Below are 26,800 nucleotides of genomic sequence, written 5' to 3'. Positions count from 1 at the left end.
CGCAGCCGGAGCTCGCCGATCGTCTGGTCGCAGAGCGGGCTTCCCGGCTCGATGTCGAGCTCGGCCACCTCCAGGTCCTCGCCGATCCCGATCGTCGTATCCTCCGCCATGCGGAGCAAGAACGGGATTTCTCCGGCCAGGCCCTTGCCTAGCAGCTGACGTGGGGAAAGCACATGGTCGGTCCCCGCCATGCGGTGGTAGGGTTCAAGCGCCTCATCCTCAATGACGGCGACGGTCTGGACCTCGTCGCTGAGCTCACGCGCCGAGAGAATCACACTCGTGTCCACCTCGTCCCGCCCATCGACCACCAACGCCGAGGCGGCGCGGAGGTCGACGCGCTCGAGGTCCGACACCGATTCCGGATCGCCGTGGACGACCGGGTACCCGTCGGCGTGGAGGGCTTTCGCCCGTTCACGGCGCGGCTCAAGGAGGACGTACTCTCGCCCCTGTGCCTCGAGCTCGTCGATCAGCGCCTCAATTCGGGGCGTGTGGGGCGCAAGCACGACGTGGCCCGACCCGGAAAACGTCTCCGGCGGACGGTGCTCGAAGGCGTCCCGCAGCACCGGCACGGCGAACAGCGGGATGGCGAGAAAGACAAACAGCACCCCCGTCAAATTCATGAAGAGCACCATCGCGTTCATCTGTGGGCTCGACCAGGGGGCGTGGCTCCCAAACCCCGCCGTCGTGATTGCCTCGATCACCACCTGCAGTGCCTGGATATACATCACCGACTGATCTTCGTATACCTCCATGCCCCACTGGTAGACGAGTGCGTAGGTCAGGAGCGTCATTGCTACGACTCCCGTCGCCCCCGCAACACGTCGCTGCCAGTCATTCATGGTCTCGTTGGGTTGGCCTCGTGTCCGGCGGCTCCCCGTAGCCCAACGGACTTGAAAAACAAGGAAGTCGATTTGTGCAAACCAACCGGTCGTCTTCGATGATTGCGGGGGACCGTAATGAATCGGGAAGCTTTGCGCCCCCGCGGTCGGCGCCTCCCCTCACCGCGGCCGAACCAATCCGCTGGCCTGCAGACGTGCAGACCCCGTTGGGACTCTTTGGGGACAGCAGTGTCCCTGGGGCCTGACAAAATCGAAGACGCCCCGGTTATTCCGCGTCCTCCGCCGTTGCACTGGCCAGATCGGCGACGGCCTCGATGGCCTCGTCCGTCCCCGCCAGGATGAGGGTATCGGTGTACCGGAGCGTGTCGTCCGGATCGGGGGGCACGATCATCTCGTCGGCCCGCGTCTCGTGGATGCCGACGACCGACACACCGTACGCGGCCCGCACGTCGAGCTCGCGGAGCGTGTGGCCCCGCCACTCCTCGGGCACGACCAGTTCCTGCACACTGAGATTCCGGCCCATTCGCACGTAGTTAACGACCCCCTTCTCTGAGATGCGGCTGGCCAGGTTGATGCCCGAGTCGCGCTCCGGAAAGACCGTTTCGGCCACGCCCAACTGCCGCATAATGCGGGCGTGGTTGTCCGAGATCACCTTGACGTAGACGGTTTCCACCCCGAGGTCCTGTAGCGCCATCGTGGCCAGGATGCTGGCGGTCATGTCGTCGCCGGTGCTCACCACGGCGGCGTCCGCCTCCTCCGCGCCGATCTCTTCTAGCATGGCCGCCTCCCGCCCGTCGCCCACCGCCGCCCGGGAGCAGTGCGGCCCAATGTCGTCGACGGCCGTCTCGTCGGTGTCGACGGCGATGACGTCGTGGCCGTGGCCGTAGAGCGCCTCCGCGACGCTCGACCCAAAGTTGCCGAGGCCCACGATGACAAATCGGTGCATAAGGTGTAGAAGCGAATCCGAACGAAGCGAAATTTTACCGCGATGCCGTTGGTACGAGCCAAACGGGCTGGTGATGCGTGCGGGATGATGCGTGACTCGTGACTGGACGGTCGCCTCCCCATTCCGCCCGGTCTGCCGTTGAGCTGTGGCAGGACGGTAGGCCCAAGACCTCTCCACGTACTCTCACGTTTCACGCATTAATTCGTCTCCCCCCTCCTCTTTTCCCCTCTCCCCCACACGCCTTCTACCCGATCGAGACGTCCTCGTAGGCGTACCGGAAGCCGCCCTTGATGCGCTTGGGCGTGCGGGCCATCGCCGCCACGAACGTGAGCGTGCCCACCCGCCCGATGAACATGAGCACGACGGTGCACAGGCGGCCCGGCGTGGTCAGGTCTCCGGTGGCTCCCATCGAGAGCCCCACCGTGTTGAAGGCACTGAACGCCTCGAACATGCAGGTCAGGAAGGGGGAGGCCGAGGCCGCGACGCCGTCGGCAAATTCGGTGACGCTGTAGAGAAAAGTGCCGGCCGTCACGATGCCAAACGCCACGACGAAGAGGCTCATGGCCTTCTGAATGGTCTCCTCCGGAATCGTGCGCCCGGAAATGCTCGTCGTGGGCTTTCCTTGTAGGCGCGACCACGCCAGGAGGCCCAGCAGCGCAAACGTGGTCGTCTTGATGCCCCCGGCCGTGGAGCCCGGCGAGCCGCCGATCATCATGAAAACAATCGTCAAGAAGTTCGTCTCCGTCTCCACCTGCGCGTAGTCGATGGTGTTGAACCCGGCCGTGCGGGGGGTGATGCTCGCAAAGAGGCCGTTCACGAGCCGCTCCCCGACGGGCATTGCGGCCAGCGTGTTGTGCCACTCGAACGCCGTGAAGGCCGCCCAGCCGCCCACGATCAGGAGCGCGGTGGTGGCCAGAACGATCTGCGAGTGCACGGACAGGCGAAAGCGGCCCTCGGCCCGGCGCTTGCGCCGCCACACGTTCAGTTCCTCCAGGGTCAGGAAGCCGAGCCCCCCACCACAATGAGCCCCATCACGACCATCAGGAGCGGCAGGTTGGACTGGAAGGCCTCCAGCGAGGTCGTGAACGTGGAGAAGCCCGCGTTACAGAACGCGCTCACGAACAGCTGCGGCGGACTCAGCGACCGCCACCAGTTCCAGAGCCGCCACACGACTCCGCTTTGTCTAAACGGGGCCATGGGGAAGAGGAGCTCACAGATCGAGACGACCGTGCCATTTGATTTGCGCCTAAAATCGAACAACATTCCCCGACTGAGAGAGTTCGGAGAGGCGTCGGAGGAGACGGACGCTGCACCGTGGGATCGCCTTGTCGTTGTCCGTGGGGCCCCTGCCCCGCCCCAAACGAACAATGTTTGTCGCGATTCACAGGAAAGAAGATTGGGCCTTTGCGGTTGCCCCCTCCAGCAGCCATCTTTTGCCTGGCGCAGATTCGTCAACGATGAGGGGCTCCCCCGCTCCACGTCACTGTTCTGCGGCCGCGCGCCCTCCGGCCTCGTAGTTTCCACGAAGGACTTCCCTTAGTTTGATGAAGGTCGTCGTCATTGGCGTCGGACAGGTGGGAAGCAGCGTCGCCCACGCACTGGCGGAAGACCACGAGGTGATCGCGGTCGACAAAAATCCCGACCGGCTCGACTCGGTCCGGGCCGAAACCGACGTGCTCACGTACGAGGGAGACGGCGCCCGGCTTGAGGTACTGAAGACCGCAGGGGTCCCGTCCGCCGACCTGGTGATCGGGAGCACGAGCGACGACCGGAGCAACATCCTTATCTGCAGCACGGCCCGGGCGCTCTGTGAGAGCACATTCACCATCGCCCGCGTCGCCGAGACGGAATACCTGGCCACGTGGTCGCAGCTTCGGGAGGCGTTCAACGTCGACTTGATGGTGGGGGCCGACCATCTCACGGCACGCAGCATCGTCGAGGTCGCCGGCCTCCCAACGGCCCGCGACGTCGAATACTTCGGGCAGGGCCGGGTGGTGATGGCCGAATTCACCATTCCGGAGGAGAGCCCGGTTGCCGAAGCGACCGTTCAGGCCATCAATCTGAGCGACGGCGTAAACCTGGTCGCGGTGTTCGACGACGACCAGATGGAGATCGTCCGTGGCAAGACGCATCTTCACCCCGGACACCGACTGTTGGCAATCGGAAAGCCGACCCAGGTCGAACGATTCGGCTCCAAACTCGCCCCCGAAGCCCGTCTAAAAAACATCCGCCGGGTGCTGATTCTCGGCGGTGGGGAGATTGGATACCAGACCGCCCGCCTCCTCGAACAGCGCGGCCTTGAGCCTCGTCTCGTGGAGATAGATTCCGAGCGCGCCCAAACCCTGGCGCAGGAGCTTCCGGACACATTGGTGCTTCACGACGACGCGACGAATCCAGACTTTTTGCGGCAGGAGGGAGTAGCGGACACCGACCTCGTCGTGTCGGCCCTCACCCCCGACGAGCGCAACCTTCTCACGTCCGTCCTAAGCCGGGAACTCGGGGCCGAGCAGGTGCTCTCAGTCGTCCACAATGGGGCCTACGAGCCACTCTTTGCTCGCAGCGGCATCGACGTGACGGTGAATCCGCGCCGCGAGGTCATCGAGGAAATTCTCCGACACACGCGTGCACGCGGCGTGGAGAAGATCACATTCGTCGGGCACGAGCAGGGAGAGGTCGTCGAGGTTGAGCTCGACGACGACAGCCCCCTTGCGGGGACCCCCCTCGAGGACGCCGCCCAGGCCATTCCGCACAACTTTGTGATCGGGGCCGTCATTCGGAACGGAGACGTCCTTACGCCCCGCGGGAAGACTGTGCTAGAACGTGGGGATCACGTGGTGATGTTCGTAGACGCAGACGTGGCGGACGAGGTGTTGGAGGCGATATGATTGCAGGACGCCGTGTTCGCCGGGTCAGCAGTGTGCTCGGCCCCACTTTGAAGTGGTTCGCGGCCCTTTTCCTGGTGCCGGGCCTCGTCGCCGTATACCACGGCACCTCGGTGTGGCCCTTCCTCGTGCCCCTCGTCGGGACCTTCGTCGTCGGCTGGGGGCTGGAATGGACGGGGAGGGACAGCGACCTGACGGTGACCGACGGCTTCCTGCTCGTGACGCTCACCTGGGTTCTCGTCTCTCTGCTGGGGAGCATTCCCTACCTCCTGAGCGGGACGGGCAGCTTCGCCACGCCCATCAACGCCATTTTTGAGAGCTTCAGCGGCTTCTCCGCGACCGGGTCCACAATCCTGCTCGACATTTCGATCGAGAAGCACGGGGCGGCGCTCATGCTCTGGCGCCAGCTCACGCAGTGGATTGCCGGCATGGGCATCCTGGCGCTGGCGGTGGCCGTCCTGCCGCGCCTGTCGGCCGGGGGCGCGCAGTTTTTGGACGCGGAGGTGCCCGGCCCCCGCATGGAACGGCTCACGCCCCACATCGCCGAGACGGCCCGGCGCCTCTGGCTGCTCTACATCGGCTGCTCGGGGGTGCTGCTGGCGCTGCTGTTGGGCGTGCACTACGGCGGCCTCGCGCCCAACATGACGCCCTACCAGGCCGTGGCGCACGTCTTTACCACCATCCCCTCCGGCGGCTTTTCGCCACAGGCCCGGAGCGTCGAGGCGTTCTCGCCGACGGTGCAGTGGATCATCATTCCGTTCATGTTCGTGGCGGCGATGAACTTCACGCTGCTCTGGCAGGCGATCGTGTCCGACCCCACGGCCCCTGCCCGCGACACGGAGTTTCGGGTCTACCTCTCCGTCTTCGCCGTCGGGAGCCTCCTGGTGAGCGGCATGCTGTGGAGCAACGGCCAGTTCGCTGGCCTCGAAGAGACGCTCCGGCACGGCACGTTTCAGACGGCCACCCTGCTCACCACCACCGGCTACGCGAGCACCGACTTTGCGGTGTGGAGCGAAGAGGTCCTCGTGGTCCTGCTGCTCCTCATGTTTGCCAGCGGGTGCGTGGGCAGCACCTCCGGCGGCCTCAAGCTGATGCGGTGGATTGTGGGGTTGAAGGTGATCGGGCGTGAGCTCTTTCAGACGATCCACCCCTCGTCCGTGCGCCCGATGTGGCTGGGGCGCCGCGCGCTGAAAGAGCCGGTGGTGCGGGGCATCCTCATCGTGATCCTCACCTATCTCCTCCTGGTGGTCGGCGGCACCGGCTTCATTGCCGTGGACGCCCACCGCGCGGGCATCAACCTCACCCTCAGCGAGGCCTTCTCCGGGACGCTGGTCGTGCTGGGCAACATCGGGCCGGGCTTCGGGACCGTCGGGCCCATGGGCGGGTTCGAAGCCCTCCCGGTTCCCACGAAAATCTTCATGTGCTTACTCATGGTCGCCGGTCGCCTGGAGGTCATGACCTTCCTCGTGGTCCTGACTCCGAGCTACTGGCAGGGGTAGCGGTCGCCCCCCAAACACGGTCAATTGTGTCTTCCAATCGTGCTCGTTACCCTTTCCTTCCCGCAGCGTGATTGATGTCCTGCGGGCGGCCCTTGAGCAATCCTCCGTACGGCCCGTCGGCGCTTACGGAGGCTAGTCGTCCCACCTCACAGTCCGCCCCGTCTCGTGATCGAATTCGAGCTGCTCAACAGCCTCGGGCTCATGCTCCTGGCCGCCCTGGGCGTTACGGTCACGGTGCGGGTGGTGCGCGTCCCCAACATTGTGGCGTACATCGGGGCGGGGCTGTTGCTGGGCCCGGCGTTTGGGCTCCTGGAGGTGAGCCACACGATTGAGCTCATCTCCGAGTTCGGCATCATCCTGCTCCTCTTTCTGGTGGGGCTGGAGCTGAGCCTCGACAAGATCAAGGAGGTGGGCACGACGGCCTTCGTGGCGGGGGGTGTGCAGATGGGCGGCACGGCGCTCGGTGGGGGCCTGCTGGCGGGCGCTTTCGGGATGCCGGTCGTCGAAGCCGTCGTGGTGGCGGTGGCGATCATGTTTAGCAGCACGGTCGTGGTCGTCAAGATGCTCGAAAAGCGGGCCGACCTCGACGCGTCCTACGGCCAGATTGCCGTGGGCGTGCTGCTGGTGCAGGACCTGGTGGTGGTGATGGTGCTCACGTTCGTGGCCGGCCTCGCGGGGCCCGGCGAGTTGGCGTGGGCCGACGTGGTGTGGGGCTTGGGGCAGGCCTTCCTGGGCATGGCCCTCCTCGGCGGCCTCATCGCGGCCGCGGCCCGGTACGTCCTGCCGCCGGCCATCCGGTGGATCTCACGGATGCCCGAGGGACTGTTCATCTGGAGCCTCTTCTGGTGCTTCCTCGTGGTGCTGGGGGCCGAGGCGCTGCACCTCTCGCCCGAGCTGGGGGCCTTTCTGGCGGGCATCGCCCTCGCGCAGCTGCCGCAGTGCCACGAGCTGCGCCAGCGCGTGCACCCGCTGATGAACTTCTTCATCATCGTCTTTTTCGTGACGCTCGGCCTGCAGATGGAGCTGGGCGCGGCCCTCGCACGGTGGCCCCTCGCCCTGGCGCTCACGGTTTTCGTGATGGTCGTGAAGCCGCTCCTCCTCGTCGCCGTGCTGCCGCAGCTCGGGCACGGGGAAGAAACCTCGTTCCGGGCCGGCCTCAGCCTGGCCCAGATCAGTGAGTTCTCGCTCATCTTCGGCGCACTCGCCGTGTCGTCGGGCCTGATCGACGAGGCGCTCCTGTCGGTGATCACGCTGGTGGGCCTGCTCACGTTTGCCCTGTCGGCGTTCCTGCTCCTCTACAGCGATCGCCTCTACGCCGCCGTGCAGCCGTACCGCCCGCTGGCGTGGCTCGGGGCACGGCAGGAGGCGCCCGAACCACCGCCGGACGGTCTGCGCGGCCACGTCGTCGTTATTGGCATGAATACACTCGGTCGCTGTATCGTCGATCGGCTGAGTGAGGACGGCGAGACGGTCGTGGCGGTCGACACCGACCCCGAGAAGCTCGCCCGCCTCTCCGTGCGCACCGTCCACGGCAATGCCATCCACGAGACGACGCGCACGGCGGCCGACTGGGGAGACGCCAGGCTGATCGTGTCCAGCCTCAGCATCGAAGGCACCAACAACCTGCTGGCCTACCACGCCCGGCGGGCCGGCGTGCCGTGCAGCATCCACGCGTTCGACCGCACCAGCGAGGACAGCCTCCGCGCCCTCGGGGTGGACTACCTGATTCGGTCGAAGCACGAGGGGGCCCGGCGCCTGCTCCACGAACTCGAATCGAGAGAGGTGCTGTCATGACGGAGCTTGCCATCCTGCTCGGCCTCGCGGCCGCCGGGTACGGGGTGTCGCGCTGGACCCAGTTTCCCGCCATCCCCTTCCTGCTGGCCGGAAGCCTCGGGCTCAGTGCCACCGGCGCCGTGGGCGACCCTGCCTTCGTCGAGGACGTGCTGTTTCTGAGCGTCTCCGTGCTGCTGTTCGTGGCGGGGACGGACCTCAGCCTCGCCCGCGTGGGCCCGTTCAAGGGGACCGCGTTCCTGATTGGCGTCGTGCAGTTTGTGGGCCTCGCCGCGGCGGGACTGGGGATTGCGTACGCGCTCAACTACGGCCCGACCGACGCCCTGTACCTGGGCCTGGCCCTGGCGGCCAGCTCTACGATCGTGGGCGTGCGCCTCCTCCAGCGCCGACAGCAGATGTTTGAGCCCTTCGGGCGCACAGTGCTCGGGGCCTTGCTCCTGCAGGACGTCCTCGTCGTCCTCCTCCTGCCGGGGCTCATCCGCCTTCCGGACGGAACGGCGGCCGTGGTGGGCAGCCTGGGCGGGACGATCGTTCTCCTCGTGGGGGTCGGGGTCGTGATGAAGGGCCTCGTGCCGGTCTTGCTGGAGCGCGAGCTGGACGCCGAGACGCAGCTGCTCGCGGTCCTCGGCGTGCTGTTTGGGTTCATGGGAGTGGCGGCGTGGCTCAACGTCCCCCTCTTCGTCGCGGCCTTCCTCGCCGGCATCTCGCTTTCGGGATTCCCCTTCAGCGGGATCGTACACGGCGAGATGCAGCCGCTCTACGACTTCTTCTCGGCGATCTTCTTCGCGTCGCTGGGGATGGCGGCCGCCCGGCCCGACCCCACCCTGGTCGGGCACGCGGCCCTCTTTGCGGGGGCGGTGCTGGTGCTGACCCCCCTGATTGTCGCCGTCGTGGGAGAATGGGCGGGACTCGTGGCCCGGCCCGCCCTGGAGAGCGGCCTGCTGCTCGCCCAGACAAGTGAGCTCTCGCTGGTCGTGGGCCTGCAGGCCCTCGTGGCCGGCCAAATTGGGGGGGAGGTCTTTTCGGTGATCGTTCTGACTACGGTCTTCACGATGATGCTCACCCCGCTGCTCACGAGCGAGACGGTGGTGTGGGAGCTCGTGCGGTGGCATCCCTCGCGTCAGTCAGACGTTCTGTCCGAGGTGCCAAGCAACCACGTGCTTGTCCTGGGGGGCGGGCGGAACGCCCGCCCCTTGCTTCGGCTGCTTCGCGAGTCCGACTACGAGACCGTGGTGGTGGACGAGGACCCCACCGTGGTGGATCGCCTCCGCGATCGAGGGATCACCTGCGTGCGCGGCGATGGACGCGATCGGTCGGTGCTGCTGGAAGCCGGAGGGGCGCAGGCCCGGGTCGTGGTCTCCCTCCTTCGTGACCCGACGGCCGTCGGACCGCTGCTGGACTACGTTGGGGACACCGTCCCCATTCTGGTGCGGGTCTTCGAGGATCACGAGGCCGCGTGGGTGGAGGCGCAGGGCGGCACCCCCATCCGCTTCGCCCACGCCGCGGGGGACGCGTTCATGGACTGGTTCCGGCAGATGCAATCGACGGCGCAGAACGAGCCGACGCCCCCGAGCCCATGAGTTCCTCGTCTTCGTGAACACGCCGCACAAGGGCCAACACGTCCGGGCCGAACGCGTCCATCTGTACCCCACAAATCGAGTTGTCGTTCTTCTCTTCGGACGCTTGTCGCTGCGATGGCCAAGGAACTGGAGCGCGATCTCGGACTGCCGTCGGTGCTGGCCATCAGCATCGGGGCCATGGTGGGCAGTGGCATCTTTATCCTGCCGGCCCTCGCCATGAAAATGGCGGGCCCGGCGGTCGTGCTGGCCTACCTGCTGGCCGGGGTGCTGGTGTTGCCGGCGGCCCTGAGCAAGGCGGAAATGGCCACGGCGATGCCGGAGGCGGGCGGGACGTACGTGTACATCGAGCGCGGGATGGGGCCTCTTCTCGGCACCATTGCAGGGATCGGCACGTGGTTTTCCCTCTCGTTCAAAGGGGCGCTCGCGCTCGTCGGCGGGGCGCCCTACATCGTGCTCCTGTTCGACGTGCCGCCCCAGGCGCTGGCCCTGGGCATTGCGGGGGTGCTCATCGTAGTGAACCTGCTGGGGGTCAAGCAGACGGGGCGCATCCAGGTGGTCCTGGTGGCGGTGATGCTGGCGGCCATGGCATGGTTCGTGGGCGGCAGCCTGGGGGACGTGGACCCGGCGCGCTTCGAGGGCTTCTTTGAGGGCGGGGTGGGGGGCCTCCTGGCGGCCACGGGCTTTGTGTACGTCTCATATGCGGGGGTGACGAAGGTGGCGAGCGTCGCGGAGGAGATCGAACACCCGGACCGCAACATTCCCCTGGGCCTCCTCGGCTCGCTCGCCTTCACGACACTTCTCTACGTGCTGGTGGTGACCGTCCTGGTGGGGGCGGCGCCGACGGCGGAGCTCGCCGGCTCGTCCACGCCGGTGGCCGACGTGGCGGAGGGCACCCTGATCCAGTGGGGCGTGCTCGTGGTGGTCGCAGCCGCCATCCTGGCCCTCGTGAGCACGGCCAACGCGGGCCTCCTCTCCGCCTCGCGCTACCCCTTCGCCATGAGCCGCGACAAGCTGGTGCCCGACGCGCTCCAGCACGTGAGCGACCGGTTCGACACCCCCACCACGGCCATTACGGTCACGGGGGGCATCGTGCTCGCCATGATTGCGTTCGTCCCGATCGACGACATTGCGAAGCTGGGCAGTGCCTTCAAGATCCTCGTCTTCATCCTCGTCAACCTCGCCCTCGTGGCCTTCCGCGAGAGCGACCTCGACGACTACGACCCGGCGTTCCGGGATCCGCTGTACCCGTGGACGCAGGGGGTCGGCGTGCTCGGGGGCCTCGCCCTGCTCAGCCAGATGGGGCTGGTGCCCCTCGTGGGGGCCGTCCTCATCACCGGAAGTGGCGCCCTCTGGTACGGCGTCTACGCCCGCCGTCGGGTGGAGCGGGAGGGCGTGGTGCAGGGCGAACTGCGGCGGCGCGTGGGGGCCCAGGCCGCCGAGCGCACCCGCGCGGCCTTCGACCTGTCCTCAACGGCGGGGCATGTGGTCGTGGGTGTGACCGAGGACCTCCGGCCGGACCGGGAGACCGCCCTCGTGGAGATGGGGGCCGCCCTCGCGGAGGCCCTCGACGGACGCCTCACGGTGGTGCGCTTCGACGCGGTGCCCGACCAGTTGCCTCTCCAGTCCGCCGCCGAGATTCAGTCGGCCGACGACGTGGACTTCGAGATCCGGATGGACCGGTTCGGAGACTCGTTCGACGGGGCGTTCGAGTACGGAGAGGTGGTCAGTCACAACGTACGCCACGCGGTGGCCAACTTTGCCCGGCACCACGAGGTGGACCTGCTCGTGCTGGAGCGCACCCTGGCCGACGACCGGTCCTGGCTGGACGAGCGCGACCTGGACTGGATTTCGCGCCACTGCTCCGCCGATCTCGTCCTGGCGGAGCCGACGCCCCTCACGGTCCTCGACCGCATTGCCCTGGTCACCGACAGCGGGCCGTTCGACCCCCGAAAGGTGGAGCTGGCCAACGGCCTCGCGGCCGCCGCCGGGGCCCGTCTCGTCCTGGTGCACGCCGTGCCCGCCGAGGCGACCGAGGACCAGCGCGCCACCATTCGCACCTACCACGACGACTTGATGCAACTCTGCACGGTCCCGGTCGAGTCGATGATCGTGGACGAGGAGGCGCTGGACGCCGTGGCGCGGGCCGTCTCCACCGCCGACCTCATCGTCGTGGAGAGTGACGCGGACTGGTGGGCCCGCCTCCTGGACCGCCGGGAGCCACAACGCATTGTGGGCGCCTTCGGGGGGCCCGCCATCGTGGTGCGCCCGCAGCAGGCGGAAGGGCCCGGGCTCGTGCGTCGTGTGCTGGAGCGGCTCGCGTTTTAGGACTGCCTCCCGGCGAGCGGCGGGCCGCCTCTCTGCCTGGCAGGCGGGGCGAAGACGCACTCCCCGGGAGGCCCGAGAGAGAACCCACAACAGGGCCCCAAAAGGGAGATTCTCGAAGCGTGAGTCCAGGAACTGGAATTCTTGAGAGAGGCTCGTCAAGTTTTGTGGCGATGGGGAACCGTCCCCCCCACCTCGGTCCTTTACGCCCGTCCACTATTTTCCTTGTCTTGCCCGTCACTGATATGGCTTCGGGCTCCTCGGACCTCCAGAAGACCCTCACCCTCTACGACGTCTACGCGATCAGCACGGGGGCGATGTTTAGCTCCGGGTTCTTCCTGCTGCCCGGCATCGCGGCGGCGGAGACGGGCCCGTCCGTAATCCTCGCGTACTTTGTGGCGGGCGTTCTCATCCTGCCGTCCATGTACAGCATGGCGGAGTTGTCCACGGCCATGCCGAAGGCCGGGGGCACGTACTACTTTCTCGACCGGGCGCTCGGCCCCTTGGCCGGCACGGTGGGGGGCCTCGGGACGTGGCTGGCCCTCGTGTTCAAGAGCGCCTTCGCCCTGATCGGGATGGGGGCCTACCTCGCCATCTACGCCGACGTGCCCATCAAGCCGCTGGCGGCGGCGCTCACCGTGGCCTTCGGCGTGCTCAACGTCGTGGGGGCCAAGGAGAGCAGCTGGCTGCAGCGCATCCTTGTCACGGTACTGGTGGGCGTGCTCGCCTTCTACACCGCACAGGGCATCTTTTCCGTGTGGGGCGGCCAGAGTGCCCAGGGCGGCGCCGCCGGCGAGTTCACCCCATTCTTCACCGAGGGGGCCCGCGGCTTTCTGGCCACCATCGGGATCGTGTTTGTGTCGTATGCCGGCCTGACGAAGGTGGCCAGCGTGGCCGAAGAGGTCAAAAACCCGGACCGCAACATTCCCCTGGGCATGATCCTGTCGCTTCTCACGGCAACGGCAATCTATGTGCTGGGGGTGGCGATCATGGTGGCGATCCTGCCGGCGACGGACCTGCACGCCGACCTCACCCCGGTCTTCACCTCCGGCGAGGTCTTCTTCAACTGGCTCCCGTACACCCTGGGCCCGATTCTGATTGTCGTGGCGGCCGTCGCGGCGTTTGCCTCCACCGGCAATGCCGGCATCATGTCGGCCTCGCGCTACCCGCTGGCCATGGCCCGCGACCGGCTGCTGCCCGAAAGTTTCGCCAAAATCGGGCGCTTCAACACGCCCACCCAGTCAATCGTGGTGACGGTCGGGCTCATGCTCGTCATCATCTTCGTGCTCTCGGAGGAAGGGGTGGCCAAGCTGGCAAGTGCCTTCCAGCTGCTGATCTTCGCCCTCCTCAACTTTGCGGTCATCGTGATGCGGGAGAGCGAAATTCCGTCCTACGCGCCGGGCTACCGGTCGCCGCTCTACCCCTGGATGCAGGTGGCCGGCATCGTCATTCCGGCCTTTCTGATTTCGGAGATGGGCACGCTGGCGATCGTCTTTACCGTCGTGGTGGCGCTGGTGGGCGTGGGCTGGTACTTCTACTACGCCCGAAACGTCCCGCGCGAAGGGGCCATCTTTCACCTCTTCGCCCGTCTGGGCCAGCAGCGCGACGACGGCCTCGACCGCGAGCTGCAGACCATCCTGGAAGAGAAAGGGGTGGGGCACGACACCGCGTTCGACCGGCTCGTGGCCCGGGCAGAGGTGATGCACCTCGACGAGCCGCGGCCCTACAAGGAGGTGGTGGAGCGGGTGTCGTCCCGCCTCGCGGAGCGGTTCGGCATCTCCACGGAGACCATGGAGCACGGCTTCCTCGAAGGGGCGCCCTACAGTGCCGTCTCGGTCTCCCACGGCGCAGCCCTTCCCTACTGCCGCCTCGACGGCATCGACAGGCCGGAGATGGTCATGGTCCACTGCCAGTCCGGCATCTGCGTGGACCTCGAAGACGAGTTCGAGGACCTGGACCTCTCCGATCCGGTCTACGCATTCTTCTTCCTCGTAAGCCCGACCGACGATGAGGGCGAACACCTTCGCACGCTCGCGACCCTCGCCAACCGTGTCGACGAGGAGCAATTTCTCGTCGAGTGGCGCGCGGCGACCGACGAGCAGGAGGTCAAAGAGAGCCTGTTGCACCACGAACGCTACCTGACGCTCCAGCTCCTTTCAGGGACCAGCACGGACGAGTTCATCGGGCGCACCGTCTCCGACCTGAACCTGCCGGCGGGCGTGCTCGTGGCCCTCGTCCGACGCGACGGACAGATCACCGTGCCCTCCGGACGCACGACGCTGCAAGAGGGGGACCGGGTCACCATCATCGGCAATCCGGCCAGCATTGATCGGCTCTACGAGCTGTACCGTGTGGGCGAGGCGGAGGGCGTCGTCCAGTAGGGCGTCGACGAAGGTCCCTCGCGAGGCGACCATCGCCGCGGGCGTCTCGTTGGGGCCGCCTCGCTTCCTCCAAATGCGCGTGCCCTACGTTTCAGAACACACGGGCCCTGTCTCCTCCCCCCTTCTCTTTTCCTAACAGCCTCCGAACGTGCAGGCAACGTGCCCGCCCTGCTGGCGACCGTGCCGTTGCTTCGCGGATGTCAGGTTGTGAAAATAACATTGTAGAGCGGGGATGACTCCTCCCACATCCCGATTCCGACCCTTGGATGCCTTTAGACTTAATCCGCCGGGCATGTTTTTTGATCATACTGACGGTCTAGATTGCAGGACTGGTTGTGGAGAGCCCCGATCCCAATCAGCCACAGGCCTGTGGCGCCCCGGTGCTGCCCCTTGAATGGTGCCCGCCACCCCTTCGGAGACGGTCTCATTCGGAGCCAACGCCCCTGGCTTGCTGCTCCGGTCGACCGTAGGCGGGCGCCAAACGGCTTCTCAAGCGCGTATTTACCGGGAACTGGGAAGCCTCTTCCTACGCGACGGATCGATTCCGTTCTCCTGCCCACAGGCTCGTATCGCTCCGAGGTACAGGGTCGTGTATTTCCTGCGACGAGGGTCACAACATCATCAGGTTGCTCCATCGATGTGCCACAGAGGCTCGCGGGCCCTCAGAACCATAACCCCCCGGTGTAGAACGACGTTGGACAGAGACTGGCCTTGCGATTTTGACTTCCGTCCCCTGTGAATGATTTCTGGCAACAAATCACGGCCATCTTCCGCCCCGAAGATGCCGATCTCTCCCTCGAAGAACAGTCCCGAGTGCGGGACTTCCGCCTGCTGACCCTCGTCGGGGCTGTCCTTGTTCTCCTCTTCGGTCTGCTCTACACGGCCTCGAACCCGCAGGCCTTTGATCCACTGTGGGGGCGGATCGGGCTCGCCGGCTTGCTCGGGGGCCTCGTCGTGGCCTCCTACGTGTCCCGTCATGTCCGCCACCACTTCGTCTCGTGGTTGCACGGGAGCCTTCTCGTCACGATGGGGTGGCTGGTGGTCATCACCACCCAGAACCACTTTGCCGGGGAGTACGCCGTGGGCCTGTTGCTGGGATACACGATCCTCATCGCGTTCGTAGGGGTGAGCGCCCGGTCCGGACGACCGGTCACCTGGTTTTCGATCTCCAGTCTTGCCCTGGTCGCGGGCGGGCTCGGCGTGCGGCTTGCCACCGGTCCCGCTCCCGAAATCAGCCCGCTCATTCTGCTGGCGGGGATGGCGGGCATCTCCCTCGCGGTGGGCATCGCGATCCACCGGCTGCTTTCGACGCGGCACGCCCTTCGCAATCGGGAGGAGCAGCTTCACGTGATCACCGGCAACGTCTCGGAGGGCATCTACCGGTCGACCCCCGAGGACGGACTCGTCTACGCCAATCAGGCCTTCGCGGAGCTGTTTGGGTACGAGAGCCCGGAGGCCATTCTCCAGGCCGACTCGGAGTCGCTCTACGCCGATCCCACCATCCGCGAGCGCCTGCTGGCGAAGGAACACGAGGCCGACGGCCTCGACCAGATGGAGGTTCGGTTTCGTCGGAAGGACGGAACGCCGTTTATCGGCCTCGTCAGCAGCACGGTGGTGCGCGACGCGGATGGGGCCCCCGAGTACTACGACGGAGCCGTTACGGACATCACCGAACGAAAACAGCGCGAGCGGCGGCTCCGTGTCCTGTCGGAGGTGGTAGAGCAGGCCGACGACGGCATTCTCGTGACGGCCCTGCCCCAGAACGGCCCCCCAACGTTCGGGGACCTCGCCTTCGCCAACGGCGAGACGGCCCCCCTTGCCTCGGCGAGCGCGCCCTCGGCGGGCGACACGGACCCGCCCATTGTGTACGCCAACCGGGCGTTCGAGGAGATGAGCGGGTACCGGGAGGAGGAGCTGCTCGGCCGCACCGTCGACGTGCTAGAGGGCCCCGAGACGGACCCGTCGGTCATCAGTGCCCTTCAGGACCCCGACAAGACGCCCCAGGCGTGGGAGGGGGAGACGATCAACTACCGAAAAGACGGCACGCCGTACGTCGCTCACTGGAATACCACCTCCGTGCAGGCCGAGGCGGCGGAGGTCGAGTACCGCGCCTCCATTCAGCGGGACGTGACCGACCGTCGCGAGATGGAGGAGCGTCTCCGCGAACAGCGGAGCCGGCTGCAGGGCATGGCCAACAGCATCCCCGGCGTCACCTACCAGTTTTACGCCCGTCCCGACGGGACACGCGGGTGCCACTTTGTGAGTGAGCACGCCGCAGAGGTGCTCGGCCTCCCCACCGACCCGGACGCATTCCACAATCAGTTCGACAAACACATTCCCGATCCCTACCGGGCCCGCTCGCTGCACAAGATCGACGAGGCGATTGAGGAGGAAGCCCCTTGGCGGGTGGAGATCCCCTTCGACCGCCCCGACGGCGATCGCATCTGGCTTCTCGACACCGCCACGCCCGAACGGCGGAACGGCGAGCTCGTCTTCAACGGCGTGATGATCGACATCACCGGGCGCAAGGCGGCCGAGCGCGCCCTTCGCGACGAGCGCGATCGGTTCGAGAGCCTCTTCGAGAGCCTTCCCACCCCCATCATGCGCTGCACGGTGGAGGACGGCACGAGCTACGTGTCGACCATCAATGAGGCCTTCGAGGAGACGTTCGGGGTGGACGCCGCGGCGATTGAGGGCGAAAACATCGACGCGGTCATCGTGCCGGACGACGCCGAGCAGGAGGGCGCGTCCCTCAATCGGCGCGCCGTGGAGGAGGGAGCCCTAAAAACGGAAGTGCGCCGCCTCACCGACGAGGGGCCCCGCGACTTTCAGCTCCAGGCGACCGGCCGGACCCGCGAGGGCGCCCCGCCGGAGATCCACGCCATCTACACCGACATCACCGAGCGGACCCTGCTGGAACAGACGCTCACGTATCGGTCCGAGCTTGAGAGCAAGATCGTCGACATCTCGACCCGTTTCATCAATACGCCCATCGACGCCCTGGACCGGGAGATTGAGGCGGCCCTTCAGGCCATCGGCACCTTCGTAGATGCCGACCGGAGCTACGTCTTCCTGTTTGACGACGAGGCGGCCACCATGAGCAACACGCATGAGTGGCGGACCAAGTCGACGGCCTCTACACAATCCCGCCTCCAGAACATCCCGTACGCGGAGACCCCCTGGTTCATGGACCGCATGCGCCGCCGAGAGGGCCCGCTGCGAGTGCCGCGCCTTGCAGATCTGCCCCCTGAGGCCTCGGGCCTGCGGCAGCGCCTAAAAGCCGGCGACGTTCAATCCCTGCTCGTGCTGCCGATGCTGAACGACCAGGACCTGGTGGGCTTCGTCGGGTTCGACGCGGTGCAGCAGCCGCGCGACTGGGACGCAGACACCGTGATGCTGCTCCGTGTGCTCACCGACGCCATCTCCAACGCCCTCCAGCGAAAGACGACGGAGAAAGAGATGCTGGCGGCCAAGGAGGCGGCCGAGGACGCAAACCAAATGAAGTCCGTCTTCCTCGCCAACATGAGCCACGAGATCCGGACGCCCCTCACCTCCATCATCGGCTTTGCGGAGGCCATCGGAAATGAACTCAGCGACGGGGCCGCGGGGCCAGTCCTGCGGTTTTCGGAGCTCATCGAGAAAAGCGGGAACCGGCTGCTCGAAACCCTCGATGGGGTACTCAACCTCTCAAAGCTGGAGGCCGGCGAGATGGACCTCACGATTGGGCCCGTCAACCTCACCGTGCAGGCCAAAGAGGCCGCCGATCAATTCGCCCCACAGGCTGAAGCGTCCGGGATTTCTCTCCGCACGGACTTCGACGCGGCTCCGGTGTGGGCCCAAGCCGACAAAGGGGCGGTGCAAATCGTGCTCCGCAACCTCATCTCCAACGCCCTCAAATACACCAACGAGGGAGGCGACGTGGAGGTGCGGGTCCGCGACACGGAAGCGGCAGCCGTGTTGGCGGTGGAAGACACCGGCATTGGCATGAATCCCGAACAGGTTTCGGACTTGTTCAAGGCCTTCCGGCAGGCCTCCGAGGGCCTCGGTCGCGAATATGAAGGCACAGGCCTGGGCCTGGCCGTCACCAAGCAGGCCGTCGACCACATGCAGGGCTCCATTGACGTAGAGACGGAAAAAGGAAGCGGCACCCTCTTCGTCGTCCACCTGCCGAGGACGCAGTCGCCGTCGGGGTCGTTGTACTGACCCCACCCTATCTTGCCCTCACACGATGCGTCTTTTCGGGGCATCTCAGGGAGCCCGTCGTAGGGGTCCGCGGCCCGCCGGCAAATTGACGCTTCCGCCTGAACGCTTTTTCTTCGAAGCGCGCCGCTGCCTCCGCGCCCACACGGCGGCTCGGCCTCGCCTTCCGTGTCCCATACTCTCCCAACCCGCACGCCCCTGTGTCCATCGACGCCACGACGCAACTCGTCACGTTGCTCGGCCACCCAGTCGAGCACTCGTTCTCGCCCCGCCTCCACAACGCCGCGTTCCGCGCGCAGGGCGTAAACGCCGCCTACGTGGCCACGCCGGTGCGGCCGGCGGCCCTGGACGCCGCGGTGGCGGGCCTCCGGGCGCTTCAGTTTCTCGGGGCCAACGTCACGACGCCCCACAAAGAGGCCGTCCTTCCGCTTCTCGACGCAGTAACGGACCGGGCCCGGGCCGTCGGGGCCGTCAACACGATCGTCCGGGACGAAGACACCGACCGCCTCCGGGGAGACAATACCGACATCGAAGGCTTTCTTCAGCCCCTGGACGAGGCGGCGGGGGGCGCGCTCAACGGGGCCTCGATGCTTGTATTTGGGGCCGGCGGGGCCGCCCGGGCCGTCGTCTATGGCCTGCTGACCCACTACGATCCGGACCGACTGACGATCGTGGCCCGTCGCCCCGAACAGGCCGAGGGGCTGGCCGCCGACCTGGCCGAGCACGCCCCTAGCGACGCTCTTCGCGTGTCGTCGTTCGAGGAGGCCACCCTGTCGGTCCGAACGAGCCGACTCATCGTGAACGCCACCCCGCTCGGCATGGCCCCCGACCGCCGCGGACAAACCCCTTGGCCGAACCCCGTCGACTTCAGCGCCGACCATGTTGTCTACGACCTCGTGTATACCCCCGAGGAGACCCGGCTCCTGCGCGACGCCGCCGCCGAGGGCGCAACGCCGATCGGCGGCCTTGACATGCTCGTGGAGCAGGCCGCCGCGGCCTATCGGCAGTGGACCGACCGCGACATGCCCCGTGACGCGGTGTACGAGGCCCTCCGTTCTGGAAAGCAATGACGGCGATCGCCCCGGCGAAGCCACGGACGAGTCGCCGGGACACATCTTTCTTCTTACTTCACGTTTGCACCGGATCAACAACCGACCCTTTAGTTTCGTCGCGTTGTAATTGGCCGGCCATCTGGGGCTGTGCCTTCTCTCGTATTTCCGGACTGAGCATTTCAGAGAGAGGACCTGTCTGTATGTGGCAGCGAGCATGGACTGTGCTTCGAGAGCGGCTGACGCTCCTCCAATGGGTGTCGAACTATACGGGATCGACGCTCCGGAGTGACGCCACCGCCGGCCTCACGGTGGGGGCGATGCTGATTCCGCAAGCGATGGCGTACGCCGTCATTGCGGGCATGCCGCCCATCTACGGCCTGTATGCCGGCCTCGTCCCACTCCTTGCGTATCCGCTTTTCGGCAGCTCGCGACAGCTGGCGGTGGGGCCGGTGGCCATCGACATGCTCATCGTAGGGGCCGGCGTGGGGGCCCTGGCCCAGAGCGGGACGGAGCGGTACGTCGCCCTTGCAATCCTGCTGACGGCCATGGTGGGGGGGATCCAAATTCTCATGGGGCTGCTGCGGCTGGGCTTCGTGGCCAGTCTTCTCTCTCGCCCGGTGATTGCGGGGCTAACCACCGCTGCCTCCTTGATCATTGCGTGTAGCCAGCTGGGCAACCTGCTCGGCGTGGAGCTCGGTCGATCGCAGTACGTGCATGTCCTGCTCTGGGAGGCCCTCCAGCACGTAGGGGGCACCCACCCGCTGACGGTGGGACTGGGCGTCGGCTGCATCGGGCTTCTCTTGGGGCTGTCCCGGTGGCTGCCCCGGGTGCCCGGCCCGCTCGTGGTGGTCGTGGGCAGTACCGCCGCCAGCTGGTTCTTCGGGCTGGAGCAACAGGGCGTGTCCGTCATCGGGGACATCCCAACCGGCCTCCCGAGCCTAGAGGTGTGGAGTGTCAGTTTTGGGGAGTTGAACGCGCTCCTTCCGGCGGCCGTGACCGTGGCCCTGGTGCAGTTTATGAAAGACGTGTCGCTGGGTCGCATCTTTGCGAAGCGGCACGGCTACAGTATCGCCCCCAATCAGGAGCTCATTGGGGTAGGGGCCGGCAACGTCCTCGGGAGTCTCTTTCAGGGCATTCCGGCCTCGGGGAGCTTCTCCCGGTCGGCGGTCAACGACCAGGCCGGCGCCTCCACCCCGCTGGCCAACGCGTTCGCGGCCGTCGTCATTGCGCTCACCCTGCTCTTCTTGACGCCGCTGTTCTACTATCTGCCCACGCCGGCCCTGGCCGCCATTATTTTCGTGTCCGGCCTCAGCCTTGTCGACCTGCACGAGATCCGGGCCCTCTTTCGGGCCCGGCGCCGCGACGGCTACATTGCGCTCTTTACGGCCGCCTGCACCCTCTTCATCGGAATCCAAGAGGGCATCCTCCTCGGCATTGGGGCGTCGATCGTGGCCGTCCTCTACCGCATGAGCCGCCCGAACGTGGCGGAACTCGGGCACGTCCCCGGCACGCGCCGCTTCCGCGACCGGAGCCGGTTCGAGCAGGCCGCACGGCTCAAGGACATCATGGTGCTACGGGTTGACGCGGCCTTTTCTTTTGCCAACGCCGAGTACCTCCAGAACTTTATCTTGGAAAAAAGTGAGCATGAGGGGCGGCCCGTGAATGCGGTGGTGGTGGATGGGAGCAGCATCAACGGGCTGGACACGACCGCGACCGACACGCTCTTCTCAGTGGCCGAGCGGCTCGACGAGATGGGCATCGAACTCCACCTCACCGGCCTCATCGGACCGGTGCGTGAGACGGTCCGCCGCTCGGGCCTGCATGCCCTGCTTGGGGAAGAGCGGTTCCATCTTACGCCCCACGCCGCAGTCACCAACATTCTGGAACGTCGCGACGCCACGGAGGACACGACCCAGCTTGCGGAATACCTGGACACGACCGGCACGGACGAGCAGGAGCCAACCCCTGCGGCAACATGAGCCCCATGGCGCCCTCACGTCCCTCTCTGAACGCACTTCGGCGGCGTACGCTCTGGCCTGGCGAAATCAAACTCTCCGACGACCAACTGGCAAGCCCCTGGAGCAAGAGGTCCTCGTTTCCTCCAGCAGGCGTTTTTCCTCCTGGCCACAGCATTCGCTCGCAAAACGTGCGGGCCGGAGACACCGGGTTTTGAAGGGCTCTCACGTCCCCCGCTCTCATGCTCAGTGCCCCACTCCCCCGCCTGCTCCTTCCGGGTGATGTTTGTATGAGGGAAGAACGAACGCCGAACTCCACCCCCGCCACTGCTTATCAGTGGTGGTGATCGGTGTTGGTCTCTGCCCCTTCCGACCGACTCGGTCGCGCCGCATTTCAGCTCCTTGCTTCCCCTTCCCGTCCACATGATCGATCCTCTTCCCGCGGACGCCCTGCGCAAGCGCTTCGACCCGTCCGAGTTCGACTTCGAAACCACCGAGGACCTGCCGGCCGACACGGAGGTGGTGGGACAAGACCGGGCCGTCGAGGCACTCGACTTCGGCATGAGCATCGACGCCGAGGGCTACAACGTCTTCGCCCTGGGCCCCACGGGCACCGGCCGCCGCGAGCTCGTACAGCATCTCTTGGAGGAACAGGCCGCGGGGGAGGAGACGCCCCCGGACCTCTGCTACGTCAACAACTTCGACGACGAGCGCGAGCCCCGGGCCCTCCGCCTTTCGGCAGGCCGGGGCTGCGAGCTGAAGGAGGACGTGGACGCGCTCATCGAAGAGCTGCAGACGGCCCTCCCCGGCACGTTCGAGAGTGAGGAGTACCGATCCCGCCGCGAGATGATACAGGAAGAGGTGCAGGAAGGCCAGGAGGCGGCCCTCGAGGACCTGCAGGAGCAGGCCCGCGAGGACGGAATTGCCCTTATCCGTACGCCGCAGGGCTTCGTCTTCACCCCCCTCCAGGACGGCGAGGTGGTGCCGCCCGAAGAGGTGGAGTCGATGCCGGACGCGGAGCGCGAGCAGGTCCAGCAAAAAATTGAAAGCTACCAGGAGGCCCTCCAAGACATCCTCCAGAAGGTGCCCGACCATCAGCGCGAGGCACGCCGGCGCATTGAGGCGTTGAACGAGGAGATGGCGACCCTCGTCGTCGACGATCTCATCGACGACCTGCGCGACGCGTACGCCGACTCCGAGGACGTCCTGTCGTTTCTCGACAGCGTGCGGGACGACATCATCGAGAACGTCGACGTCTTCGTTCAGTCCGCCCAACAGGGCCCGTCTTCTGGAATGCAAGGCCCCCAGCAGATGATGCAGCAGCAAGGCCAGCAGGACGGCGGGCAGCAGGCCGCGCGCGCGCCCGACGGGGCCTTTTGGCGCCGCTATCGCGTCAACTTGATCGTCGACCACGAGGACACCGAGGGCGCGCCGGTGGTCTACGAGGACAACCCAAACTACCAAAACCTCGTGGGCCAGGTGGAACAGATCGCCCAGATGGGGGCCCTGGTGACCGACTTCAACCTCATTCGGCCGGGCGCCCTCCATGAGGCCAACGGCGGCTACCTGATCGTGGAGGCGCGGCAGCTGCTCACACAGCCTTATGCCTGGGAGGGCCTGAAGCGGGCCCTTCAGAACGACGAGATTCAAATCGAGTCGCCTGGCCAGGCGCTCGGCCTGATCCGCACCCTCACGCTGGAGCCGGAGGCCGTGCCGCTCGACGTCAAGATTGTGGTCGTGGGCGAGCGGATGCTCTACTATCTCCTCGACGCCCTCGACCCGGACATGGACCGCCTGTTCAAGGTGACGGCCGACTTCGACGACCAGATCGACCGGGGCGAGGCGCAGGAGGACGCCTACGCCGACCTCCTCGCGACGACCATCGATGAGAATGACCTGCGCCCCTTCGACCGCTCGGCCGTGGCGCGGGTATTCGAGCACAGCCTCCGCATGGTAAGCGACACCGAAAAGTTGAGCGCAGAGGTGGACGCAATCCGGGACCTGGTGGTGGAGGCCGACCATTGGGCTCGCGACGAGGGGGCCGATGCGGTCACCGACGCGCACGTGCAGCGCGCCATCGACGCCCAAATCTACCGGGCCGATCGGCTGCGCGACCGCGTGCAGGAGTCCATCGAGCGCGAGAAACTCTACATCGACACGACAGGCGCCACCGTCGGACAGATCAACGGACTGTCGTACCTGAAGGTGGGGGGGTTCAGCTTTGGAAAGCCCAACCGGATCACCGCCCGGGTGCGGCTCGGGGAGGGCGACATTGTGGATATTGAACGGGAAGCGGCCCTCGGCGGGCCCCTCCATTCGAAGGGCGTCCTCATCCTCTCGGGGTTCCTGGAGGGCCGGTTCGCACAACGGCATCCGCTCTCCCTCTCGGCCCGCCTCGTGTTCGAGCAGTCGTACGGCGGCATTGACGGGGACAGTGCCTCCTCGGCCGAGCTGTACGCCCTCCTGTCGGCCCTCGCGGAGGTGCCTCTCAAGCAGACCCTGGCCGTCACCGGCTCGGTAAACCAGCGGGGCATGGTCCAGCCCATCGGGGGCGTCAACGAGAAGATCGAAGGCTTCTTCGACGTCTGTGAGGAGCGGGGCCTCACCGGCGATCAGGGCGTGCTCATCCCCGCCGCCAACGTCGACAACCTCATGCTGCGCCCCGACGTGGTGGCGGCGGTAGAGGCCGACGACTTCCACGTCTACCCCGTGGAGACGATCGACCAAGGCATCGCACTGCTGACGGGCGTGGAGGCCGGCACGCGGGACGAACAGGACGGCTTCCCAGACGGTACCATGAATGGAAAGGTGGAGGCCCGCCTCCGCGAGTTTGCCGACCGCCGGCGCCAGTTTGCTCGTCCCAACGGCACCCCCCCGTCGTCGACAGAGGACATGTAGATGTACGACCGCTCCCACACACCCATGCCCGCAGCCCCCGCGTCCAACCGCCCGTTTCGCGAGATTCTGGTGGCCCTCGACGCCTCTCCGCACAGCCGCGCCGCACTCGGCCTGGCGGTGCAGTTGGCCGCCGATCTGGAGGCAGACCTGGACGGGCTGTTCGTCAAAGACGCGAACCTACTCCGGGCCGCCCAGCTTCCGTTCGCCGAAGAGGTGCGCACCCATTCGGTGTCGCCCAAGGCCCTGAGCGACCGCCGCGTGCAGCGCCAACTGCGTCATCAAGCCGAACGGGCCGAAGCGGCCCTCCAAGAGGCGACCGAGCGGGCCCAGGTGTCGTATAATTTTCGGGTCGTCGAGGGCCAGGTCCCCCAGCAGTTGCTCCGGGCCGCCGAGGACACCGACCTCGTGGCCATGGGCAAGACGAGCACCCAGAGCAGTCGGCGGCGCCTCGGCACCACCAGCCGGGCCCTGCTCGCGGAGTCGCCCGCCCCGGTGCTGGTCCTTCGCCGGGCGACGCGGCATCGGCCGCCGCTCTTCACCTACTACGACGGCTCGGACACGGCCCGGTCGGCCCTGCGCACGGCCGCTCAACTCGGGGCCCCTGGCACGCCCCTCACAGTGTTTCTGCCCGCAGACGACGAGGCACAGGCAAAGCAGCTGCAGGACGACGTGCACGACACTCTCGGCATGCATGCTGGGCAGGTCCAGGTACGCCCCCTCACCCCGACCGAAGCAGACCGGCTCGCGGCCCTCGCACGCCGGCAGGGCCCCGGGCTGTTTGTAATGCCCGACAACTGCTCTCCCCTGGCCAACACCTCGCCCCAGCGCTTTCTCTACGAATTGGACCGCCCCCTGCTCGTGGTCCGCTGATGCCTCGCCCCGTCTTTCTCCTTCCAAAACATGTCTCGCCCCATGAACAGCGTCCTTCGTCTCTCGCTCCACCCCACCGACGACGCGAAAGTGGCGCCCCTGGAAGTGCTCCGCGACTTCGCGGACGTGACGGCCAGCTGGAGCTACCTGGAGGAGGACTCAGAGCATTATTCCGACTTGAAGGACACCCCAGGCCTCATTCTTCGCCACCGCGCCGACCCCTCCCACTACGTCGATCTGGGGTTTGTGGAGACTGCGCCCGATACCGTCCAACTGGCTGTGCTGGATCGCCCGGCCACCGACGCATCGCTGTCGTCCGACGCCCGGACCGATCTTCTCGATACCTTTCTCGATGCGATGCGCAAATACTTGGGCGACCGGCCGGAGCACGTCAGCCTCCAGGTGGACCGCGACGCGGCCTCGCTCTGATCTGTCTACTCCCCAATCCGCCCGCGCAACGACGACCACGACGACGACACAGTCATCGCCCTCCGTTTCAAGAAGCCGGCGTCTCGTCCGGCCAGCGGAAGGTGATCGAAATGTCGGTGTCCGGATGGAGGCTCTCGTCGACCGGGCAGTGGCGAGCAGCGCGCTCCAGCCGGGACCGCATCTGCTCGGCAAGGGCCACTGGCATCTCCACTGCGATCCGGAGCGCATCGATGCGGCGCGGACTGGAGGCCATCGTCTTCTCAACTGACAGCTCGATGCCCTCCAGGTCGAGGCCGTGTGTGTCGGCCTGGATGCCGAGAATCGTGGCGATGCAGGTCCCGAGCGCCGTGGCCACGAGGTCGGTGGGGGAAAAAGAACGGCCCTCCCCGTGGTTGTCCTCGGGGGCGTCGGTGGTGAGGGTCACGCCGGACGGCCCGTGCTCGGCCTTACAGCGCAGGTCTCCAATGTAGTCTGCGTCGATTTGAACCATCGGACTCGAAAGCCGGAACGTTGGGAAGCAAGACAAAGCCTCGTCTTACACGCGACGTCGTCCCGCCGGATTCATCGTCGCTCTCCTCTCTCTTCCTTCCGTCTCTCTTCCTTCCGGTAGCCCCGCTCACTCCTGCCACCGCCGGTCCGTGAGTTCGCGCACGTCCGTTTCCGAAACCACGTTCCAGTACGGACTGCTCAGGTTGCCGCTCTTCGTCCGGTTAAAGGTCGCACGCAGCAGAAGTGCCTTGTCGGCGTCGGGGTCCGCGCCTTCAAACGAAAACCCGCCCCAGTGGAGGACCCAGTACGCCTGAGCGGGGTCGACGCCGAGCTGGCGCCCCACGAGGTCGGCCAGGTATTGAAGGTCCTCGACCGTCGACGGCCCCCGGTTCTCCGCCAATTCTCGAAGCACGATCGTGTGGTCCTCCTCATCGTCGGGCGGGCCCGGATACACGTGTACCTGCACGGTGCCGGTGCGGCTGTAGCTGCGCCACGTGAGGGTCGTGTCGGTCTGTGGCTGCGCGTGGGCCGTCGGGAGGAGTAGAAGGCTCAAGACGCCGAAGACGAAGATTCGGGCCGAGGAAACCATACAGACAGGGGCGATGGATGAGACGTGTGACCATCGCCTGATAGACACATGCGCCCCCGCGCTCTTAACGTGCGGGGG

Annotated in this window: 18 protein-coding genes; 12 read left to right on the top strand and 6 right to left on the bottom strand. The window is 66.4% G+C overall.

Annotated elements, in window-relative coordinates; translation table 11 throughout:
* The 4 genes from V5A20_RS05210 to V5A20_RS05195 all read right to left on the bottom strand — a co-directional run.
* Positions 1-791, bottom strand: a 791-nt coding sequence (locus V5A20_RS05210) for a potassium channel family protein (RefSeq protein WP_332326854.1), incomplete at its 3' end; no start/stop codon positions are given.
* A gap of 313 nt (positions 792-1,104) precedes the next feature.
* Entirely contained in the window at positions 1,105-1,785 is a 681-nt protein-coding gene (locus tag V5A20_RS05205) for a potassium channel family protein (protein WP_332316333.1), read from the bottom strand.
* A 244-nt stretch (positions 1,786-2,029) separates the two neighbouring features.
* Positions 2,030-2,764, bottom strand: coding sequence for a potassium transporter TrkG (locus tag V5A20_RS05200; RefSeq protein ID WP_332326853.1), 735 nt, complete (start codon positions 2,762-2,764; stop codon positions 2,030-2,032).
* A 17-nt stretch (positions 2,765-2,781) separates the two neighbouring features.
* Positions 2,782-2,982, bottom strand: coding sequence for a potassium transporter TrkG (locus V5A20_RS05195; RefSeq protein ID WP_263834481.1), 201 nt, complete (start codon positions 2,980-2,982; stop codon positions 2,782-2,784).
* Positions 2,983-3,329: 347 nt separating this feature from the next.
* Between V5A20_RS05195 and trkA the strand changes: the two genes are divergently transcribed.
* The 12 genes from trkA (at position 3,330) to V5A20_RS05135 (ending at position 25,644) form a co-directional block, all read left to right on the top strand.
* The gene (gene trkA / locus V5A20_RS05190; RefSeq protein ID WP_263834480.1) at positions 3,330-4,670 is read left to right on the top strand and encodes a Trk system potassium transporter TrkA; all 1,341 of its coding nucleotides are present in this window, start codon (positions 3,330-3,332) and stop codon (positions 4,668-4,670) included.
* Positions 4,667-6,166 (top strand): TrkH family potassium uptake protein, encoded by a 1,500-nt coding sequence (locus V5A20_RS05185; RefSeq protein ID WP_263834479.1) that lies wholly within the window; start codon positions 4,667-4,669, stop codon positions 6,164-6,166. Before trkA ends, V5A20_RS05185 begins: the two co-directional genes overlap by 4 nt.
* A gap of 165 nt (positions 6,167-6,331) precedes the next feature.
* On the top strand, positions 6,332-7,960 hold the full coding sequence (locus V5A20_RS05180) for a cation:proton antiporter domain-containing protein (RefSeq protein ID WP_332326852.1): 1,629 nt from the start codon (positions 6,332-6,334) through the stop codon (positions 7,958-7,960).
* A complete protein-coding gene (locus tag V5A20_RS05175; protein WP_332316336.1) occupies positions 7,957-9,537 on the top strand; it encodes a cation:proton antiporter in 1,581 nt (526 codons plus the stop codon). The genes V5A20_RS05180 and V5A20_RS05175 overlap by 4 nt, the downstream gene beginning before the upstream one ends.
* Before the next feature lie 114 nt (positions 9,538-9,651).
* A complete protein-coding gene (locus V5A20_RS05170) occupies positions 9,652-11,862 on the top strand; it encodes an APC family permease (protein WP_332316337.1) in 2,211 nt (736 codons plus the stop codon).
* Between the two features lie 242 nt (positions 11,863-12,104).
* Positions 12,105-14,240 carry an amino acid permease gene (locus V5A20_RS05165; protein WP_332326851.1) on the top strand — a complete coding sequence of 712 codons (2,136 nt, stop codon included), beginning with the start codon at positions 12,105-12,107 and terminating at the stop codon, positions 14,238-14,240.
* A gap of 735 nt (positions 14,241-14,975) precedes the next feature.
* Entirely contained in the window at positions 14,976-18,443 is a 3,468-nt protein-coding gene (locus V5A20_RS05160; RefSeq protein WP_332326850.1) for a PAS domain-containing sensor histidine kinase, read from the top strand.
* 197 nt (positions 18,444-18,640) lie between these two features.
* Positions 18,641-19,510: a shikimate dehydrogenase gene (locus V5A20_RS05155; protein ID WP_332316299.1), complete on the top strand. Its 870-nt coding sequence runs from the start codon at positions 18,641-18,643 to the stop codon at positions 19,508-19,510.
* A 182-nt stretch (positions 19,511-19,692) separates the two neighbouring features.
* A complete protein-coding gene (locus tag V5A20_RS05150; RefSeq protein WP_332316298.1) occupies positions 19,693-21,471 on the top strand; it encodes a SulP family inorganic anion transporter in 1,779 nt (592 codons plus the stop codon).
* A 399-nt stretch (positions 21,472-21,870) separates the two neighbouring features.
* A complete protein-coding gene (locus V5A20_RS05145) occupies positions 21,871-24,345 on the top strand; it encodes a Lon protease family protein (protein WP_332326849.1) in 2,475 nt (824 codons plus the stop codon).
* Between the two features lie 24 nt (positions 24,346-24,369).
* Positions 24,370-25,215, top strand: coding sequence for a universal stress protein (locus tag V5A20_RS05140; protein WP_332326848.1), 846 nt, complete (start codon positions 24,370-24,372; stop codon positions 25,213-25,215).
* A gap of 42 nt (positions 25,216-25,257) precedes the next feature.
* Positions 25,258-25,644, top strand: coding sequence for a hypothetical protein (locus V5A20_RS05135; protein WP_332326847.1), 387 nt, complete (start codon positions 25,258-25,260; stop codon positions 25,642-25,644).
* 67 nt (positions 25,645-25,711) lie between these two features.
* Here V5A20_RS05135 and V5A20_RS05130 read toward each other — a convergent pair whose 3' ends face one another.
* Both V5A20_RS05130 and V5A20_RS05125 read right to left on the bottom strand, forming a co-directional pair.
* Positions 25,712-26,134, bottom strand: a complete 423-nt coding sequence (locus tag V5A20_RS05130; protein WP_332316294.1) for an OsmC family protein — start codon at positions 26,132-26,134, stop codon at positions 25,712-25,714.
* 126 nt (positions 26,135-26,260) lie between these two features.
* The gene (locus V5A20_RS05125; RefSeq protein ID WP_332316293.1) at positions 26,261-26,722 is read right to left on the bottom strand and encodes a hypothetical protein; all 462 of its coding nucleotides are present in this window, start codon (positions 26,720-26,722) and stop codon (positions 26,261-26,263) included.
* Positions 26,723-26,800: the final 78 nt, after the last annotated feature.

Origin of the sequence: Salinibacter sp. (genome assembly GCF_036626415.1) — a bacterium.
Classification (GTDB): Bacteria; Bacteroidota; Rhodothermia; order Rhodothermales; family Salinibacteraceae; genus Salinibacter.
The sequence above is the reverse complement of the archived record's forward strand: the minus strand, read 5'-3'. Positions and strand labels throughout refer to the sequence as shown.

Coding starts and splice junctions, on each gene's coding strand:
- V5A20_RS05195 (WP_263834481.1), bottom strand. CDS start 2,982: ATGGCCCCGTTTAGACAAAGCGGAGTCGTGTGGCGGCTCTGGAACTGG.
- V5A20_RS05135 (WP_332326847.1), top strand. CDS start 25,258: ATGAACAGCGTCCTTCGTCTCTCGCTCCACCCCACCGACGACGCGAAA.
- V5A20_RS05205 (WP_332316333.1), bottom strand. CDS start 1,785: ATGCACCGATTTGTCATCGTGGGCCTCGGCAACTTTGGGTCGAGCGTC.
- V5A20_RS05130 (WP_332316294.1), bottom strand. CDS start 26,134: ATGGTTCAAATCGACGCAGACTACATTGGAGACCTGCGCTGTAAGGCC.
- V5A20_RS05165 (WP_332326851.1), top strand. CDS start 12,105: ATGGCTTCGGGCTCCTCGGACCTCCAGAAGACCCTCACCCTCTACGAC.
- V5A20_RS05140 (WP_332326848.1), top strand. CDS start 24,370: ATGCCCGCAGCCCCCGCGTCCAACCGCCCGTTTCGCGAGATTCTGGTG.
- trkA (WP_263834480.1), top strand. CDS start 3,330: ATGAAGGTCGTCGTCATTGGCGTCGGACAGGTGGGAAGCAGCGTCGCC.
- V5A20_RS05170 (WP_332316337.1), top strand. CDS start 9,652: ATGGCCAAGGAACTGGAGCGCGATCTCGGACTGCCGTCGGTGCTGGCC.
- V5A20_RS05150 (WP_332316298.1), top strand. CDS start 19,693: ATGTGGCAGCGAGCATGGACTGTGCTTCGAGAGCGGCTGACGCTCCTC.
- V5A20_RS05125 (WP_332316293.1), bottom strand. CDS start 26,722: ATGGTTTCCTCGGCCCGAATCTTCGTCTTCGGCGTCTTGAGCCTTCTA.
- V5A20_RS05145 (WP_332326849.1), top strand. CDS start 21,871: ATGATCGATCCTCTTCCCGCGGACGCCCTGCGCAAGCGCTTCGACCCG.
- V5A20_RS05185 (WP_263834479.1), top strand. CDS start 4,667: ATGATTGCAGGACGCCGTGTTCGCCGGGTCAGCAGTGTGCTCGGCCCC.
- V5A20_RS05175 (WP_332316336.1), top strand. CDS start 7,957: ATGACGGAGCTTGCCATCCTGCTCGGCCTCGCGGCCGCCGGGTACGGG.